The organism is Lentzea alba (assembly GCF_047445655.1).
Classification (GTDB): Bacteria; Actinomycetota; Actinomycetes; order Mycobacteriales; family Pseudonocardiaceae; genus Lentzea; species Lentzea alba_A.
The window spans coordinates 322,390-338,694 of record NZ_JAJAEG010000008.1 but is presented as its reverse complement, the minus strand read 5'-3'; the positions used below and the strand labels follow the sequence as shown (position 1 = coordinate 338,694).

General features: G+C 65.4%; 16 protein-coding genes. 3 read left to right on the top strand and 13 right to left on the bottom strand.

What is annotated here, in order from left to right:
* Positions 1–138: 138 nt before the first annotated feature.
* The 13 genes from LFM09_RS15960 to LFM09_RS15900 are packed head-to-tail and all read right to left on the bottom strand — an operon-like array spanning position 139 to position 12,597.
* Positions 139–2,997, bottom strand: coding sequence for a diaminobutyrate--2-oxoglutarate transaminase family protein (locus tag LFM09_RS15960; RefSeq protein ID WP_414097219.1), 2,859 nt, complete (start codon positions 2,995–2,997; stop codon positions 139–141).
* Entirely contained in the window at positions 2,994–4,310 is a 1,317-nt protein-coding gene (locus tag LFM09_RS15955; protein WP_414097218.1) for an MATE family efflux transporter, read from the bottom strand. Before LFM09_RS15955 ends, LFM09_RS15960 begins: the two co-directional genes overlap by 4 nt.
* Positions 4,307–5,032 (bottom strand): hypothetical protein, encoded by a 726-nt coding sequence (locus LFM09_RS15950; protein ID WP_414097217.1) that lies wholly within the window; start codon positions 5,030–5,032, stop codon positions 4,307–4,309. Before LFM09_RS15950 ends, LFM09_RS15955 begins: the two co-directional genes overlap by 4 nt.
* Positions 5,025–6,158, bottom strand: coding sequence for an acyl-CoA dehydrogenase family protein (locus LFM09_RS15945; protein ID WP_414097216.1), 1,134 nt, complete (start codon positions 6,156–6,158; stop codon positions 5,025–5,027). Before LFM09_RS15945 ends, LFM09_RS15950 begins: the two co-directional genes overlap by 8 nt.
* Complete coding sequence (locus tag LFM09_RS15940; RefSeq protein WP_414097215.1) at positions 6,149–6,757, bottom strand: hypothetical protein; 609 nt, start codon at positions 6,755–6,757, stop codon at positions 6,149–6,151. The genes LFM09_RS15945 and LFM09_RS15940 overlap by 10 nt, the downstream gene beginning before the upstream one ends.
* The gene (locus LFM09_RS15935; protein WP_414097214.1) at positions 6,754–7,698 is read right to left on the bottom strand and encodes a 3-oxoacyl-[acyl-carrier-protein] synthase III C-terminal domain-containing protein; all 945 of its coding nucleotides are present in this window, start codon (positions 7,696–7,698) and stop codon (positions 6,754–6,756) included. Before LFM09_RS15935 ends, LFM09_RS15940 begins: the two co-directional genes overlap by 4 nt.
* Positions 7,695–7,958, bottom strand: coding sequence for an acyl carrier protein (locus LFM09_RS15930; protein WP_414097213.1), 264 nt, complete (start codon positions 7,956–7,958; stop codon positions 7,695–7,697). Before LFM09_RS15930 ends, LFM09_RS15935 begins: the two co-directional genes overlap by 4 nt.
* 4 nt (positions 7,959–7,962) lie before the next feature.
* Positions 7,963–9,231 (bottom strand): type III PLP-dependent enzyme, encoded by a 1,269-nt coding sequence (locus LFM09_RS15925; protein WP_414097212.1) that lies wholly within the window; start codon positions 9,229–9,231, stop codon positions 7,963–7,965.
* Entirely contained in the window at positions 9,228–10,562 is a 1,335-nt protein-coding gene (locus tag LFM09_RS15920) for an ATP-grasp domain-containing protein (RefSeq protein ID WP_414097211.1), read from the bottom strand. The genes LFM09_RS15925 and LFM09_RS15920 overlap by 4 nt, the downstream gene beginning before the upstream one ends.
* A complete protein-coding gene (locus LFM09_RS15915) occupies positions 10,549–11,169 on the bottom strand; it encodes a GNAT family N-acetyltransferase (RefSeq protein ID WP_414097210.1) in 621 nt (206 codons plus the stop codon). Before LFM09_RS15915 ends, LFM09_RS15920 begins: the two co-directional genes overlap by 14 nt.
* Positions 11,166–11,654: a hypothetical protein gene (locus LFM09_RS15910; protein ID WP_414097209.1), complete on the bottom strand. Its 489-nt coding sequence runs from the start codon at positions 11,652–11,654 to the stop codon at positions 11,166–11,168. The genes LFM09_RS15915 and LFM09_RS15910 overlap by 4 nt, the downstream gene beginning before the upstream one ends.
* Positions 11,651–12,127, bottom strand: coding sequence for a hypothetical protein (locus tag LFM09_RS15905; RefSeq protein WP_414097208.1), 477 nt, complete (start codon positions 12,125–12,127; stop codon positions 11,651–11,653). The genes LFM09_RS15910 and LFM09_RS15905 overlap by 4 nt, the downstream gene beginning before the upstream one ends.
* A complete protein-coding gene (locus LFM09_RS15900) occupies positions 12,124–12,597 on the bottom strand; it encodes a hypothetical protein (RefSeq protein ID WP_414097207.1) in 474 nt (157 codons plus the stop codon). Before LFM09_RS15900 ends, LFM09_RS15905 begins: the two co-directional genes overlap by 4 nt.
* Before the next feature lie 160 nt (positions 12,598–12,757).
* Here LFM09_RS15900 and LFM09_RS15895 point away from each other — a divergent pair, with 160 nt between their 5' ends.
* The 3 genes from LFM09_RS15895 to LFM09_RS15885 all read left to right on the top strand — a co-directional run bounded on the left by LFM09_RS15895 (position 12,758) and on the right by LFM09_RS15885 (position 16,118).
* Positions 12,758–12,988 (top strand): hypothetical protein, encoded by a 231-nt coding sequence (locus tag LFM09_RS15895; RefSeq protein ID WP_414097206.1) that lies wholly within the window; start codon positions 12,758–12,760, stop codon positions 12,986–12,988.
* A 257-nt stretch (positions 12,989–13,245) separates the two neighbouring features.
* Positions 13,246–13,881, top strand: a complete 636-nt coding sequence (locus LFM09_RS15890; protein WP_414097205.1) for a hypothetical protein — start codon at positions 13,246–13,248, stop codon at positions 13,879–13,881.
* A gap of 1,640 nt (positions 13,882–15,521) precedes the next feature.
* Positions 15,522–16,118, top strand: coding sequence for an IS3 family transposase (locus LFM09_RS15885; RefSeq protein ID WP_414097204.1), 597 nt, complete (start codon positions 15,522–15,524; stop codon positions 16,116–16,118).
* The last annotated feature ends 187 nt before the right edge of the window (positions 16,119–16,305 follow it).

Genomic DNA, 16,305 nt, shown 5'->3' with positions numbered 1-16,305 from the left:
GGCACGCCACCCGAGGCATCGCCCAGATGCGCAACCTGACCATGACCGCCTGAACGGCCATTGGCCGCAGGCGGTGCCGCTGTCACCCGTCCCCGCCGACACTCTTGATCATTACGGGACAACCTTTAGGTGTGGTCCTCAGCGCTTGATTTCACGCGGCTTCAGATCGGCGCCGACTTCGGTGAAGGTGGCGCGGAGGATGTCGAGTGCCTCGTGTGCCTCTCGCGCCGTCAGGTTCAGTGGCGGCAGGAAGCGGAGAACGTTGTCGTTGCGGCCTGCCAGTTCGAAGAGCAGTCCTCGTCGCAGGCAGGTGCTGTGCAACAAGGCAGCGATCTCGTGAGCGCTGTGTCCTTGATGGGAGATGACCTCGGCCCCCAGCATCATGCCCAGGCCGCGAACATCGCCGATGAACTCGTGCTCGCTTGCCAACTCGTAGAGCCCGTTGAGAAGTCGCGAACTGATCTCGCGCACGTTGTCGAGTACACGATCTCGTTCGAACACCCTCATCAGTTCGGCGCCCGCTGCGAACGCCAGTTGGTTGCCGCGGAACGTGCCGGTGTGCGCGCCTGATTCCCATCTGTCCAGCCGCTCGTGGTAGAGAATCACGGACACGGGGTGTCCGCCGCCCAACGCCTTTGAGAGCACCACGACGTCCGGCTCGATCCCGTACTGCTCGAAGGCGAACCAGGTGCCTGTGCGGCCGCAGCCGCTCTGTACCTCATCCACCACCAATGGTATGCCCAGTCGGCGGGTCAGGTCTCGTACCCGTTGCGCGAACTCCTTGCGCGCAGGCACGACCCCGCCCTCACCCTGGACGAGTTCGAGCAGGACGGCGGCCGGTCTGCGCAGTCCTCCGTTGACGTCATCGAGCGCGTTCTCCAGGTATTGCACGCAGTTCACCGAACAGCTGTCGGGTTTGAGTCCGAGTGGGCAGGCGAAGCACGACGAGTAGGGGAAGAAGGCGACCCCTGGCAGCATGTTCTGGACTGGCTCCTTCGGGCCCACGAGTCCGCTGACCGCGAGGGTGCTCTGCGTGCTGCCGTGGAAGCCTCCCTGGAACGCGATCACCTCGCCGCGGCCTGTGTGGGTCTTGCAGAGCTTGATCGCGGCATCGACGCCGTCAGCGCCGGTCGGACCGCAGAAGTGGATTTTGTACCTGCCGCGCATAGCTGGCGGGAGTGTGCCGAGGATGAGGTCCGTGAAGGTGTCCTTCGCCTCGGACGGGAAGTCCAGCAAGTGCGTGTGGACGTCCAGCTGTGCGTGCGCTGCCGCGACGAGGTCCGGGTGATTGTGGCCCAAGGCCAAGACCCCCGCTCCGGTGAGGAAGTCGAGGAAGACGTTGCCGTCCGCGTCACGGAGGTAGGAACCTTCACCACCCGCGATCGCGATGGGGGAGTGCACGGGGTACGCGCGGGCGGAAGACTCACGCGACGCCTGGCGGTCGAGAAGGCGGCGTGACTCGGGTCCAGGCAGCGCGGTCATCACAGTCGCGCTGCGCTGCGGTGTTGCGGCTTTGGTACGCAGTGCGGCCTGGTCGATCTTCCCGTTGGAGTTGAGCGGGAACGCGTCGAGGTGGCGCAACTCGCCTGGGATAGCGGTGCGGGGGAGCACACAGGCCAGTTCGCGGATCAACGCTGCGGAGTCGCGAACCTCTCCTGTGTAAAAGGCGACCAGCTCGCCGTCGGCCGCCTGCAGTGTGACCGCCTGTACCACTCCGTCGCACGAGGAGACCGCGTGGTCGACCTCAGCGAGCTCGATGCGAACTCCCCGTACCTGGACCTGGCGGTCGTGACGGCCGAGGAAGTTGAGCTCTCCCTGCGCATTGACCCGCACCAGGTCCCCGGTCCGGTACCAGCGTGTGCCCGCGTGCTCTACGAAGCGGCCTTCATCGTGACGCGGATCCAGATAGCCCGAGAACGTCTGCGGACCCGCTACGCACAGCTCACCCGTTCCCTCGGTGACCGTGCCGCTGTGGTCCAGCAGAACGAACTCGAGGCCGCGGTGCAGAGCGCCGATCGACACGATTCCGTTCACGCTCTGCGCCGGGGACGCTTCGGGATCCCATCGGTGAGCACTGCAAGAGATCGTCAGCTCAGTCGGACCGTACAGATTCTCCACGGTGGACAATGGGGCGGCGGCCTGCCAGTCCGCTGCGTCAACGGCGAGCAGAGGCTCACCGCAGAACAGACTCCAGCGCAGCGTGGGGAACGCGCCCGGCTCGAGCCGCTTCCACCGTCGCGCCAGCGCGATGGCACTGGGAGCCGAGAACCAGACCGTGACACCGTGCCGCTCTAGGTAGCGCGGCAGTGACGCCATAGCGGTGGACGGGATGGTCACGAGAGTGCCGCCGCACCCCCAGGCGGCGAACATGTCGAACATCGCCAGGTCGAAGGTGAGATCGAAGTTCTGGGAGAAGACATCGGTAGGCTGGAAGGAGTACCGCTCATGCACGACGTGCAGGTAGTGGTCCACCTGGGAGTTGGTCACGGGCACGCCTTTCGGTGCACCAGTGCTGCCGGACGTGAACAGCACATAGGCCACCGCTGCCGGATCGGACCAGCTCTCAGGGCCGAGGTCTGCCGGGCCGTCCATGCCGACTGCCACCGGCAGATCTCGCAACACCTCTGGGGCCGACTGCAACATGGCCAGTCCGGATTCGTCGGCCACCAGTACGGAAACGCCGGCGGCAGCAACCATTTGCCGCAAACGCGGCGCGGGGAAGTCAGGGTTCAGCGGCACCGCCGCGCCACCGCACAACGCTGCCGCCAGCACTCCGACGTAGCCTTCTGCGGACCGTCGGGCGAGCACGCCGACGCGTGGCCTCACGGGGCCTGTGACAGCGAGGATTCCGGCTGCGGCTCGCCGAGCACGGTCGTGCAGGTGCTGGTAGCTCAGTTCAACTGTGCCCACTCGCAACGCGATCCCGTCGGGGTTGGCGGTGTATCCGAGCAGGAACCAGTCGGCCAGTGATCGGGTCCGGGCTTTCGAGGTGGTCATGTCGTGGTTTTCCTGTTGACGGCTCGGGAAGTAGGACGGGTGGCGCGCGTGCTGATCCAGCAGGCGAGAGGGAAACCGGTAACCGCGCTCGTCGCTGCAGCCAGCGACAGCGTCCAGTACAGGAACTCGAGCGGTCCGTTCGCGGTCACCACCGTGCCGATGGTCAACACGGCGGCGAAGTACCCGACGTTGAGCAGCAGCGTGAACACCCCGAAGCCGAGCTGCTGCACGACGGTGAACGCGGTGACCACGATGCCGGTGGCGCCGAAGGCAGGACCGACGATGTCCAAGTACTCCGCGACTGCCGTGCGGGAGGCGGTGTCGGTCGTGAGGAGTGCTGCGATTGGTGGTCCAGCGACCAACATCAACAGTGTGAGCAGCCCGTAGCCGATGGCCGCCTGCGTCGTTCCGCGTCGGAAGACCGACCTGGCCCTATCCCCGTCCCCAGCCTCGAGCGCACGGTTCATCAGGGTGCCCATCGTGATCCCGTAGCCGAACGCGGGAGCCAGTGCCAGCCCCTCCAGCACCGTGCCGAGCGCCACCGCCGTGACCGCGTACGGCCCGAATGGAGTCGCGATCGACACGAGTGCCAGAGTGACGAGGAACAGCAGGATCGACACTCCTGCCGTGGGAAGGCCGATGCCGAGAAACACAGGAAGCACCCGCGTGACAGGGTCGCCCGCCTGATTCTGGTTGAGCAGTCCTCTCCGGTACAGCAGTACCGCACCGAGCACGAACTCGGCACCGCCCGCGATCACGGTCGCGATGGGCAACGCAGCCAGACCTAGTCCCGCGGTGAGGCCCAGCGCACCGACGGTGCCGGTGTTGACAAGGACGTGGCCGGCGGTGAGCGCAGTGCTCGCCCCAACGGCGCCCGCACCGCGGAGAGCCGCCGACACCAGTTCGCCTGCGATGGCGAACGGCAACGCGAGAACCATCGACAGGAGGAGGAACGCCAGGGGAGGATCCAGCACAGACGTGAGGAACACGCATCCTCCTACCAGGACGGCCGTGACAGCGCTCCCCAGGCCGAACAACCGCACCAGAAACCCGCGCACCTGCGACGGCTTGCCGGCCCCGAGCGCACGAGCCGTCGCGACCTGTGCGGAAGTACCAAGTCCGATGATCACTGCGAGCAGTGCGAACGCCGCGGGTTGGTAGAGACCACGTACGTGGAGACTGTCACCAGACATCCTGCCGACCAGTGCGACCGTGAGGATCGGCGCACTCGACAGCAGGAGGTTCTGCACCGTCAGGGTGATGCCGGAGCGGGCGACTGAATCTCGTTCGGCCCGCGAGAACAGGGCGCTCATGGCAGCAACACCGGCAGAGCGTCAACCTGCAACTGGACCCAACCTTCCTGCGCGTCGTCGCGCGTGTGCAGGACCACCACGTCCCCAGCGCGGACATCGTCCGAGGCCACGGCTCTTGTGAACCCCAGCCACGCGTCGCAACTGCGCCTTCCTGTTATGTGAACGGATCCCTTCGAAGTGGGTGGCGAGCCGGTTCCCCACGCCGACACCTGCGTGCCACCAGGACCGGGGTGGACCCGCATGGCCACGGCGGACAGCTTTGGAGGCAGCGCGCTCTCGGTCGTCACCACCTGCTCGTCCACCAACAGGAGGGCGGCTCCAGCCGGGGACATGGACCAGCTGAGAAACTCGAAGATCGCACTACCCGACAGGGCTTCCAGGTGGGTCAGCACCAGCGCGTCGGTGACCGACGGGTGGTCGTGCACCAACGTCGGCAGGAAGGCGACGAACGGGTCGGTCTCGATGCCGGATCGCGCCACGTAGAGCGGTTGTGGATCTGCGACGGCTGTTACGCGGCTGAGAGCTCGGTCCGCGACGGAGCCATCCTGGTCCAACCGCAGATAGCGCAGGTCAGTCGCCGACACACCCAGCCGGTCGGCGATGTTCTCGACATCAGAGATCAATCCGGCCAGGTACCGGTCGTCTGCGAAGGCATCGGCCGGGTGGTAGCTCGGATCAGACCGGATCACGCTCGTGATGGCTTCGACGCGTAGCTCATCCATGAACGGTCTCCTGCAGATAGCCACGTGCCACGGCCAGCCGCTGCATGTTCGCGGTTCCGTCCATGAACTCGAATCCGCGCGCGTCGCGGGCCCATTTCTCGAGCAGCGGGTGGTCGGCCCAGCCACCGGGCCCCGCCGCGCGCACGGCCCATGCCGCCACGTCGGTGACCAGCCTGGTGCCGGACAGCTTGGCGATCGACGACACGTGTGAGCGGAGCGGATCCGAGTCGAGCGCCGACGCCGCGTCGAAGACCGTCCACTTGGCGGCCTCGATCGCGAGCCCCACCTCGGCGAGGGCCGGAGTGCGTGGGAACTCGGCCATGATGGTGTCGTGCAGTGCCATCGCCGTGCCCACCGCCATCGCGCCAATCTGCGTGCGCACCTGGTGGAACGTGCGCAGCGCGCCCCACAACCCGCGCTGGGGCGTGCGGAGGTGCTCGCCGAGCATGTTCGACCGGCATACCTGCACCTGGTCGAACGTCATCTCGCTCAGGTCCGCACCGCGCAGGCCCAGCATGGGCATTGAGCGCGTTGTGACGCCCTCGGAGGGGAGCTCCAGCACAACGGCCCGTATGCCCAGTACCGAGTCGCTGGTGCGCGCGAACACGACGCCGATGCCACCCCGGTCGCCGTTGCCGATGTAGCGTTTCTCGCCGATGAGGACGAGGTGATCGCCGTCTTCTCCGAGGGAGAGGCGAGTCGTCAGATTCGCCGCGTCACTACCCGCCCCCGGTTCGGTCATGGCGAAGAAGGTCCAGGTTCTGCCGTCCGAAATGCGGCGGTAGAATCGCTCTTGTTGTTCGTCACTGCCCAACAGGTCGACGACCAGTCCCGCGAGCGCAGGGCCGGGGCACGCGAGCACGCCGGCCGCATCGCCCCTGGACAACGCGGTGATCGACACGATGCGCTCGAGACAGGTGCGCCCGATGTCGAAGGGAAGTTTCAGTCCGTCCGCGCGGAACTGCTCCGGCGTGCAGAACACGCGATTCAGCGCGAACGCCGTGGAACCCAGGTGCCTGTCCACATCGCCAGGTGCGGTATCGATGGCGAGTGCGCGCGCCCGCAAGTCGGTGGACGCTTCCGCGCACATGTCCTCGATGCGGCGCAGTTGCGAAGTCAGCTCCACATCCGGACCTCCGTCCCGGGAACCCAGCTGTTGGCCGTCAAGGCGGAAACCAGGAGGGCGGCGCCCCAACGGTCAGTGGTGTAGCCGCTTGCGCCGAACAACATCGAGATCGACCAGTCGAGCCGGTCGATCTCGCTGTGCACGATCGCGGCGAACTCCGGAGTCGGTGACCGATCGAGCAGAAACGCCCTGTGGCGCAGCAGATCGATCTCCACCACAGTGTCTGCGACACTGCCGGTGACGAGCTGGGCGCGGATCAGAGGTTCGCCTGCCGATTTCCGCCCGGACAGCCGGCGGGCAGCTGCGGACAGTGCAGCTGCGGACAGGCCCAGTCTTGATCCGGCGAGTCGTCCGGCCAACGAGAGGGTGTGTACGGGGCCAGCCCCAGGGACGCGAACGAAGGCGATGCCCTCGGCCTCAGCGTGGGGGTGCGGCACCGCCTCGAACGGAGAGCTTTCCGCCCAGGCAAGGGGAACCGCAGCGACCCGGCCGGGCGCGGCGGCCACGACGTCGACACGGTCCAGCGCCGCCTCCAACCCCGCCGCGAGACCCCGTTCCTCGGCTGTCCGCGCGCACAGCTCGACCGCTTCGCGTGTCACTCTTCCTCCACCACCTCGACGATGAGTGCGTGGAAGTACGCGCCCTGCCCCACCGACAGCAGCGCGCACAGGTCGCCGGGGCGAAGCTTTCCCAGGCGGTCGGCGTACTCCAGCGACGTCAGCGCGTCCAGTCCGTAGACGTGCCCTTGCGACGGCAGCAGGTCGAGGAGGAACCGCTCGTGCGGGATGCCGACCTGTTCGCTGAACACCTTCCATGCCAACGCGTTCACCAGGTGCGGCATCACCCAGTCGACATCTTTGATCGCGATGCCCGCGGTGTTCGCCGCTTCTGCCAGCACGTCGAGCACCAGCTCTGCACAGGCGCGGCCGAAGAGCCTGAGATCGTCGGCGTCCATCCGCATCCCTCGGCGGAAACGCGGGTCCGTGCGGGACGCGGAAGCCACATGTCTGTAGCGGACTCCTTCCCGTGCGACGGTGAACGCCCCCAACGCGTCGCCGAGAACGGTCAGGCGGGGGATGACCCGCGCGACGCTCGTGGTGGCACCGAGGTCGCCCGCCAGCACCAGCACCTTCCGCTCCGGAAACTTCCGCACGTAGTCGCGTGCGAGGTCGACTGCCCGCAATGGTGCGGTGCAAGCTACCCCGGAGATACCGAAGAACGGCGTCGCCTCAAGATCCAGTTGCTTGAGCACCCGCTGGGCGAATCCCGGCCTGAGGCTGACCTCCTGTGTCATCAGTGAATGTCCATAAAGGACCAGATCGGCTCCTCCTCCGTCGGCGAGTGCACGGCGGCCGGCCTCCACCAGCAGGTCGTCCATCTGCTGATCGAGCGGCCACGAAGGTGAGTCCCGCAACTTGAACATCCTGGTGAACACCTTGATCTCGGAGGCGCTGCTGCCGCTTGCGCGCAACACCTCCTCCACCGAGTCCACGGTGTCTGGCACGGAGATCGCGAGCCGGGACAAGCCGATGCCGGTCATGGTGCAGGGTCCGGGACGAGCTTCGACTCAACGTAGTCGGTCAGGCTGCCCACGCTCTCGAATACACCCGCCCCCAGCTCGTCGGGTTCGATGTCGATGGCGACCTCGTCCTCCAGCGCGAGCAGCAGCTCGATGATCGTCGTGGAGTCCAGCGCCAGGTCCTCGAAGAGACGAGCGTCCTCGCCCAGTGAACGTGACTCCCTCTTCGTCACCGCGGCGAGGGCGTTCTGGACGTGCTGGAGAGCGGTGCTGCGCGACATGGAATCACTTTCCGTTCGGGGTGGTGTCGGGGAACTCGCAGAGGATCTGGCGGGCAAGCACGTCGTCGACGGTGTCGCGGTCGCGGACGAGCCGAGGCACACCGCCGAGGACCACGACCTCTGCCGGGTGGCCGTGCCCGAGGAACAGCCCAGGCGAGGCCGTTGGGCCGTAGGCACCGGACATCAGCACCCCGACCAGATCACCCTTGCGAAGCGGCGGGAGTTGGGCGTTCTTCGCGATCACGTCGTTCGGTGTGCACAGTGGGCCGGTGAGGTGCCATGGGCCGGTGGGCTCGTCGGTTTCCCGGCTCAGCAGCGCGACGGGGAAGTTGCGCTTGACGAATGAACCGACGCCAACAGCTGCCATGTGCTGATGTGTCCCGCCGTCGGTGATGGCGAAGTCCTCACCCAGTGACCGCTTCACCGAACGGACTGAGACGAGGTACGTGCCGCAGCGAGCGGTGGGGAACCGGCCGGCTTCCATGATCAGTCTGGTGTTCGGACGCATCGATCGGAACGTGTCGACCGCCTGGTCGAGCTCAACCCCGAGCTGCTCTACGTCGAGTTCGGTCTCGTTCTCGAAGTAGGGGACACCGAGTCCGCCGCCGATGTCGACCGCGTCCAGCGGAATCCCCGTCGATTCGGCCACTCTCAGCGCGAGGTCGAGAACGTACCGAGTGTTGTCCGCAACGGCCTTCGCGTCGAGTATCCGGGTGCCGAGGTACGCGTGGACGCCACGCACGCAGGCGTGGGTGAATTCCCTGAGCCGTGATCCGGAACTCAGTACCAGTTCCTCGTCAACCCCGAATTGGCGGGGTTTGCCACCCATCGTGAGGCGCGCCGCGGACGGTGGGCGAGCGGGATTGATCCGCAATAGAACACGTTGGCGGCGCCCGCTTTCCTCAGTCAGCTCGTCGATCAGCTCCAGTTCCTCGAACGACTCCGCAACGATGGCGTACACCCCGGCATCGAGGCAGGCCGTCAGCTCGGCCTCGTTCTTGCCCGGTCCCAGGAAGATGATGTTCTCCGGGGCGGCGCCTGCTTTCAGCACCGTTCGCAGCTCGGCCAGCGAGGACACCTCCGCCCGCGCACCGGCCCGGCGCAGCAGGTCGAACACGGTGATGTTCGGGTTCGCCTTGAGGGAGTAAAAGATCTCCAGCGGTTCCGGTGCCAGTGCGCGCAACGTGCTGAAGTCGTCCAGCAGCACGTCACCGTCGTAGACGTACAACGGAGTGCCGAACTCGGCGGCCAGTGCGTGAAAGTCGAGGCTCATGTGCGCACCGCGCCTAGGGCAAGGCGCTTGGCGAACTCCGCGCGCAACGTGGCCGCGTCGGCCGCGTCCGCACCGATGCACAGGACTCCCACCCGGCCGCGGAAGGTCTCACCCTCGGTTGCCCCGGCGTTGACAGTCGCGAAGTTGGTGATCACTACGCCCCTGCGGTCGCCAGCGGACATCAGCAGGTCCCTGACCGGCCAGGTGAAGTCGGTGAAAGTCCTCGGACTGTCGAAGGTGACGTCGATCGCGCCTGCCTCGGCCGCCGCGTCCGCGGGCAGGAGCCGTTCGGCGATGGCGTTCTGGTAGTTCGCCATGTTCAAACGGGCGTTGATCTCCAGGCAGGGATGCAGCGTGCCATCGGCCGAGAGCATGGCGTCGACCCCGACCACACCGAAGTAGCCGTGCGCGAACAGATCCGCGCCGATGAGATCGGCCGCCCGGTGGATCTCACCGGAAACCTCGTCGGGCAACGCGACCGGAAACTGATGACCTCGATGGACCCCGGAATCCACCACGGCGGCTTTGATGGTCTCGAAGGCGATCGCGCCGTCCCGGCTGATCACGAACTGGTAGTTCAGATCGGTGACCTTGTCCACCCACTGTTCGACCACGAGATCAACCGCGCCGCCGCGCTTGCGCAACATCGTGACGAACCGTTGGGCGCGAGATTCGTCGTCGAAAACCGCCATACCTCTGCCCGAGACGCCCAATGCCTCCTTGAGGACGACACGTCCTCCTGGGAGCAGGAAGGTCCGGATCGCCGCCTCCACCTGGTCGACGTCGGAACACGACGCTCCAGGAACCTGGCGAAGGCCAACGCGTGCCACTAGTTCTCTGCCGAACACCTTGCTGTTGACCGCCGCACAGACGTCGGCGCCAGGAACGGCGAGCGGCAGTCCCACACGCTCGGAGAGGAGCTGTTCGTGCTTCGAAACGCCGAGCGGCAGCAGGTAGGTTCTTCCGTCTGCCAAAGCGCGGAGCTCATTCATCAGGCGAGGTGACGCCAGAACGTCTTCGGTCACCCGCCGGGCGGGCTCGGAGTTCTCCGGACACAAGATCGGCGCGCCCACGACCCCGAGTGCGGCCAGGTACGCCCGGTAGTCCGGGGCGAGCTGTTCCTTCAGGATCAGGGCGTCTCCCGCGTCAGCCAGGAAGAACCCCAGTTCCTCCATGCGGTTCACGGTCGCCGCGGTGAAGTTCACATTGGCACCAGGAAGCCGAGGCCGCCCTTCCGCCCAGTCACGCTCGACCTCGAAGTTGCCCAGATACACGAAACGGGCTTCGAGGTCTCCGACCAAGGCCAGTTTGAGCCGATCACTTGATCTCATCCTGGCCCTCCGAACATCCGCTCGTTTCAGGTGCGCTCGGCGCGGCCGGCCTCTGCGCGAAGTAACGTCCGAAGCGGACTGGGAACTCTGCCCGCGTCTCGGTCCAGAAGTACGTGTCGCGAATCTGCCCCTCGGTGAACTGGGCGCTTGACGCGACGACCTGCGCCCGGTCGGTGATCGTGGCACCCGTCGACATCATTTCGTTCCCGCTGTAGACCTCGTTCAGAACACTGCGCATGTTCAGCGTTCCGAACGCGTGCTCGTAGGTCTTGAGCATCGCTATCAGACCGAACCCGAACCGGTAACTCGGCAACGTGATCATGCCGATCTCACAGGTGCGGTTCGCCCAGTCGACACCGAGCAAGTAGTTGTACGCGACCGTTTCACCGTCCGGTCTGGTCAGCACGAGCTCGATCCGATGTGGATTGCGCCCCTCCACGACGTCTGTGAAGTACGCGGTGAGCGCGCCCTCGTCGTAAAGGGCGGGCAGACTGCTGATGTTGCGACGCACCTCGGCGTCAGCCATAGCGGCCACACGTCCTGGAATATCGGAGTGTTTGAGGTGCCGCAGCTCCAGCAAGTCGATCAGCGACCGTCTGCTCGTCATGAGCGAACACCACTCTTCTCGCCGAAGCTGTGGTGAAGCACCACTTCGTCGTGGTGAAGGTGATCGCAGTAGCGCCGTGCCCGGAGTCTGCCGACCTCGGTGAACCCGGCCGCACGATATATGTCCACAAAACTGGAGTCCGCTCGCAGCACGCTGACGAACGACCCGATTCTGGCGGCAGTGCTCAGCAGATCCAGATGTGCAGCCAAGATCAGCCTGGCGTGCATGTCGCTGCGCGCGCTGACGGACACCGTCGCCTGGCGGCGGTTCATCGGGTTGACCGCGTACCCGGCGAAGCCGATGGTGCTGCCGTCCACCACGGCCGCGACCAGGCTAACGTCCTGTTCGTTCAGTCGAGCGATAAGCGCCGCCGGGCTGTAACGTGCGACCTGAACACCGAAGAACTCGCCACCGGCTCGGCACAGTTCGCCTGCGATGTCGAGGTCGCTGCTCCTGGCGATCATGTCTGTTCGCGAATTGCTCATCGCTCGCGCACCAGACCCCAGATCTGCCGGTCGACCGGGCTGCCGTCGACTCGCGCACCGTGCGGCACGACGGCCTCCAGCGCGAACCCGCGGTGACGCAGAAGAGATTCGATGTCATAGTGAACAGGCGTTACCCAGCCCTCCAAACGAGTCAGGTTGAATCGCTCGAACCCGATCCTGATCACGTCTGCGAGCAGATCATGCAGCCGGGAGGACGGTGAGTCGTCCAGCAGACGCACCTCCAGTCGACTGCGGCCGTCAACCCAGTCGATGTCGGCGAAGGACACCAATGCGTACCCAGATGAAACCACCTGGTGTGTCATCGTCCGTTCAGGCGGAAGCGCGTCGTGGAAGAGCGGCACGCGCCGGTCATCGCGAAACGACACCATCTCGCGGTGCAACCACCGGCCATCGTGAAACTCGTCCACTCGATGTCGGTAACCAGTGAGTGGAGAGAGCGCTTGCTCGGTCATGCCGCATGCGGCCGTACGTAGACATCCGGCGAATATGTTCGTGAATACACGATCGTTCCTCGCACTCTGGTGCCGACCTCGGCAGTCTCTTCGATGGTGCCTTCGCGGGTAAACCCCATTGACATGGCTGCTCGGTTGCCGAGTTCATCGAAATCGAGCACGGGAAACGCTACTCGGATGACATCATTCTTGCTCGACAGGTACCCGAGAATGGCGTTGTAGCCCTCGATCCAACTGGTGATCGGCAGATCATCTCGAAGTCGGTAGGCCAGTTGGTAGAATCCACTGAAATGCGATATTCCCCAGTTGTGGGGGTCGAGGCTGCGGAACGACCACATGCCCGCGAGCAGCCCGCCGTGCTCGATAAGCCGGGTTCGATCATCGAGTAACGCGTCGATGGCCTTCGCATCCAGAAGCTCGGGAATATTGGTCCTGAACAGAAAGTTTCCAGAGTTGAACAAGTCGTACAAGTCCTCGCGGCAGGGCGAGATCGGACGCTGCCTCAAGGGCTGGCCTGAGATTGACGACATGGTTCAAGCTTCCTTGGGGTACGGGAAAGAGACGTAAGCTCCTCAAGGAGCAGCGGGCTGCACGACGTGCTCGATCCGGGCTTGTTGTACAGGAAATGTCATGACCGGCGAGCTTGATGGCAAGGGCGACATGCATGACATGCACTTGCGGGCGCTCTTTTGTGCCCATTTCGTCGCGTTGCCGCCTGAGGAGCTTCTGGATCGAGCCGAATCGCAGGGTCGTCGTGAGGCGCTTGCGGACGATGCGTCAGACAGGTTCCACTGCCAAGGTGCTCCTGTCCGGCGCGTGATGGCATGGGGGCCGACCGCCATGGACAGCCGAAGTTTCTGATGGACGCCGAGGCATGAATCGGCACTCGGTGATGAGCCTTCCGGCGCAGAGTCGATGGCCGGTGAATCTCATGTTTTTTGGTGATCTTTCGGGAGCTGCGAGCAGTTTGAGTGACGGCGCCTGAATCATCGTTCGCCGGTCGGCTGTGCCGGCTGCGGCAGCACACAGATCTGCGCACGTTTAGATGCGTTGTTGCCAGTAGATCGTCGCTTCGGGCCTTCGGGCCTTCGGGGCGCAGGTGGCGGAGTCGAGTGCGGGTGGGAGGCACGGACCTGGCCATCGCCGTGGCGGGTCCGCCCGGCAGCCTTGCCTTCTCCTCTTGTCACCTGACGGAGAGGGGCACACTTCCCTGCGCCGACAGTGCTCCGGTCGCGGAGTACCGCGCCTGGCTGCTCGCCATGCTGAACCGCCGCCGTCCCGAGGCGTTCATGTGCTTCTCCGACGGCGGCGCGGCCGCGATGAACGCCTTGCGGGACGAACTGCCCGTGGACGTCACGGTCGCGCTCCCCGGCAGGACCGCGTTCGAAGCGGCGGAGGACAAGGGCGTCACCCTGTCGGTTGCGAGAGCTCTCGGAGTCGCGGTGCCGACAGGGCGCGTACTGTCCGACCCCGGTGAGATCTCCTCTTACGCGGTCGAGCTCGGCTTTCCGGTGGTGATCAAACCGACCAGGTCTTGGCAACGGACCGGGGAGCCCGGCGCGCGAGCGCACGGCCGACGGCTATCGGGCGCGCTGGTCCAGGACCACCACGAGCTCCAGACGGTGTCCGTCCCGGCTATCCGGTGCTGGTGCAGGAGTAGGCGACCGGAGCCAGGCTGGAAATGGCCCTGGTGCGCGGCTGCGGGCGATCCGCGCATGTCCAGCCCACGCTGCTCCTCATCGCGGACTACCTGACACAAGCCGAGCGGGCGCTGGAGTCGCTGCCCGAGGGACCGGCGCGGGAAGTGCTCGCCTCGTCGGCGCGTAGTTACGTGGCGCGCTGTCCCTCAAAGTCGCGCCGGAAAACCGTCAGCGGGTGCTGCGGACCTGGCACGAGGAGATCCTCGATGCCAGCGTCTGACGAACCCGCTTGTCTGCCGTTCGGGTTGTGGTGAAGTGCGTGATTGTCATGACCTGGCTGCCGGTCTCCAGCGGAGATATCCATGACGAGGGACGGCAGGTGAAACCCGCTGAGACCAGCCCGGCGGTCGCCGTTGACCGCGCCCGTTCGGCGGCGTGGGCACCATAGCGCTCAACATTGGAGAAATGGCTGCGGGAGCTGAACCCGAAGCTCCTCCAGGGACCGCGGGAGCAGCCGCTGCGCCTACCCGGGTATGGCTTACGAGGCAGAAGGGCGGCGGATCCAGTTCCATGAGCTCCCGAAGTAGTCCGAGGCACGTGGGAAGGAGGGCGTGAGACCGTGTGGGATCCCCGGTGGCGGACATGCCTTCTCGATGCGCGACAAGGAATCCGCATGCGGGCCGCTCGGTGCTCTGTTCGTCGTCGCGGTTGTGTTGTGCAGCATCACCACAGATGACTACGACGTGAAGAACGAACTTGACGGTACCGAGGCTTGCTGAACGGCACTGACCCTGGCGGCGAGACCCACTGGACGCCCTCGTCGCGATCCGGACGGTTACTTGTGCAAGAGCGACCATTGGGAGCACTGCCACGTGTCGACAGTGCTCCTGGTCAAGCGCCTCTCAAGGGCGACCTCGTCGACAGCTCCTTTCGCAAGCGGTCTTGAACGGGGCCGCCGACACGGCCCACCTCATGCGGTCACCGATCGAGCGGTGCAGTAAGAGTCTTCGAGTGTCAGCCGCTCCCCGATGCCGTCAATTCGTGGCCGTGGTGGTCGCCCTGCGCTTCATCACGAGCGGTACTCGGGCCGTGACGACCAGCGGTCGTACGTGTGTTTGTTGACTGGCAGCGCCCGTNTAAGAGTCTTCGAGTGTCAGCCGCTCCCCGATGCCGTCAATTCGTGGCCGTGGTGGTCGCCCTGCGCTTCATCACGAGCGGTACTCGGGCCGTGACGACCAGCGGTCGTACGTGTGTTTGTTGACTGGCAGCGCCCGTTTCTGCAGGTCGCGCGACCGTGTGCTTCCTGTCGGAGCCGCACCGGGGGCACCACGTTGATCAAGCGTTTTCGCAGGTCAGGATTAGTGTGCCCCAGCCATGAGTCGAGATTCTGCTCATGACTCGCCGGGAACGGTCGATAGCTCGGCGTTGCTTCTCCTCCTGTGCTCTGGGTCTGGCCCATTTTGATGGACACCTGAGATCAGGAGCTTTGCCAGGGAGTTCAAGGCGGAGATCGTCGAGCAGTGCCAGCGTGGTGACCGCTCGATCACCCAAGTCTCGAAGGACTTCGACTTGAATGAGAACGCTGTCTGCGAGAAGGCCAGGCAGGCCGCGCGCGACGACGGGAGCGGAGTAGTGACGAGGACGCTGAGCTGGCCGCACTGCGGTGGGAGAACCGGCGGCTGCGTGAGGACGGGGGAGATCCTCAAACGGGACGGCTTTCTTCGCGCCGAGGCAGCGGTGAAGGTCTACTGTTAATGGAGACCGAGAACCCTGGCGGTAGCGGCAACGTCGGGCGTGCGTGCGAACTGCTCAAGGTCTCCCCGAGACGTCTGCTACAACCAGCGCACCGCAGGCCGTCCGGGCGTGCGCGGGCCGATGCCGTGTCGACCGAGAAGATCATCGAGGTCCATGACGAGTCGAACGGCACCTATGGGATGCCGTGGATCCGGCCTGAGCTCACCGACCAAGGGCATCCGCACCCCCATAAGCGCATGGCCCGGCTCCTGCGCGAAGCCGACCGGGCGGGACGAGCGCCGAAACGGTGGCGCACCCCCAGGACCCCTGACTCGGCCGCGACCACCTGGCGACCGGATCAATCGGGAATTCTCCTGCAATGCAACATAGACCAACAGCAGGTGGCGCAGGGACATCACCTACATCAAGACCTGGAAAGGGCTGTACCTGGCCACCGTGATCGACCTCGGCGCTCGGTGCGCACGCGGTCAGCCGGGCTTCAGCCGACCGTGTGCGCAGCGAGGTGGTCGAGCGGGGCCTGCACAACGCCGGCACCCAGCGCCGTTCCGAGCAAGGGTGATATTTCAGTCCGGCTGGGGCGCTCGCTGCTGAGGTGACCTGGCCGGCCAGGTTGGACGCCAAAGGCCGTTCGCCGATGTGTGCAGGCCGCCAAGCGGCTGGGTGACTCACTAGGGTGGCGACCGCCAGCGTCAGAACAGGCCTGACCGGACTACCCGACGATTCACGCGGTCTTCCCCCGACACCGTCGCCAATACCTGCGTCGCCCACGTCATCTACAACGCG

Coding starts and splice junctions, on each gene's coding strand:
- LFM09_RS15925 (WP_414097212.1), bottom strand. CDS start 9,231: ATGAGCCTCGACTTTCACGCACTGGCCGCCGAGTTCGGCACTCCGTTG.
- LFM09_RS15915 (WP_414097210.1), bottom strand. CDS start 11,169: ATGACGAGCAGACGGTCGCTGATCGACTTGCTGGAGCTGCGGCACCTC.
- LFM09_RS15950 (WP_414097217.1), bottom strand. CDS start 5,032: ATGGATGAGCTACGCGTCGAAGCCATCACGAGCGTGATCCGGTCTGAT.
- LFM09_RS15955 (WP_414097218.1), bottom strand. CDS start 4,310: ATGAGCGCCCTGTTCTCGCGGGCCGAACGAGATTCAGTCGCCCGCTCC.
- LFM09_RS15935 (WP_414097214.1), bottom strand. CDS start 7,698: ATGACCGGCATCGGCTTGTCCCGGCTCGCGATCTCCGTGCCAGACACC.
- LFM09_RS15885 (WP_414097204.1), top strand. CDS start 15,522: ATGGAGACCGAGAACCCTGGCGGTAGCGGCAACGTCGGGCGTGCGTGC.
- LFM09_RS15930 (WP_414097213.1), bottom strand. CDS start 7,958: ATGTCGCGCAGCACCGCTCTCCAGCACGTCCAGAACGCCCTCGCCGCG.
- LFM09_RS15895 (WP_414097206.1), top strand. CDS start 12,758: ATGACCGGCGAGCTTGATGGCAAGGGCGACATGCATGACATGCACTTG.
- LFM09_RS15960 (WP_414097219.1), bottom strand. CDS start 2,997: ATGACCACCTCGAAAGCCCGGACCCGATCACTGGCCGACTGGTTCCTG.
- LFM09_RS15920 (WP_414097211.1), bottom strand. CDS start 10,562: ATGAGATCAAGTGATCGGCTCAAACTGGCCTTGGTCGGAGACCTCGAA.
- LFM09_RS15905 (WP_414097208.1), bottom strand. CDS start 12,127: ATGACCGAGCAAGCGCTCTCTCCACTCACTGGTTACCGACATCGAGTG.
- LFM09_RS15910 (WP_414097209.1), bottom strand. CDS start 11,654: ATGAGCAATTCGCGAACAGACATGATCGCCAGGAGCAGCGACCTCGAC.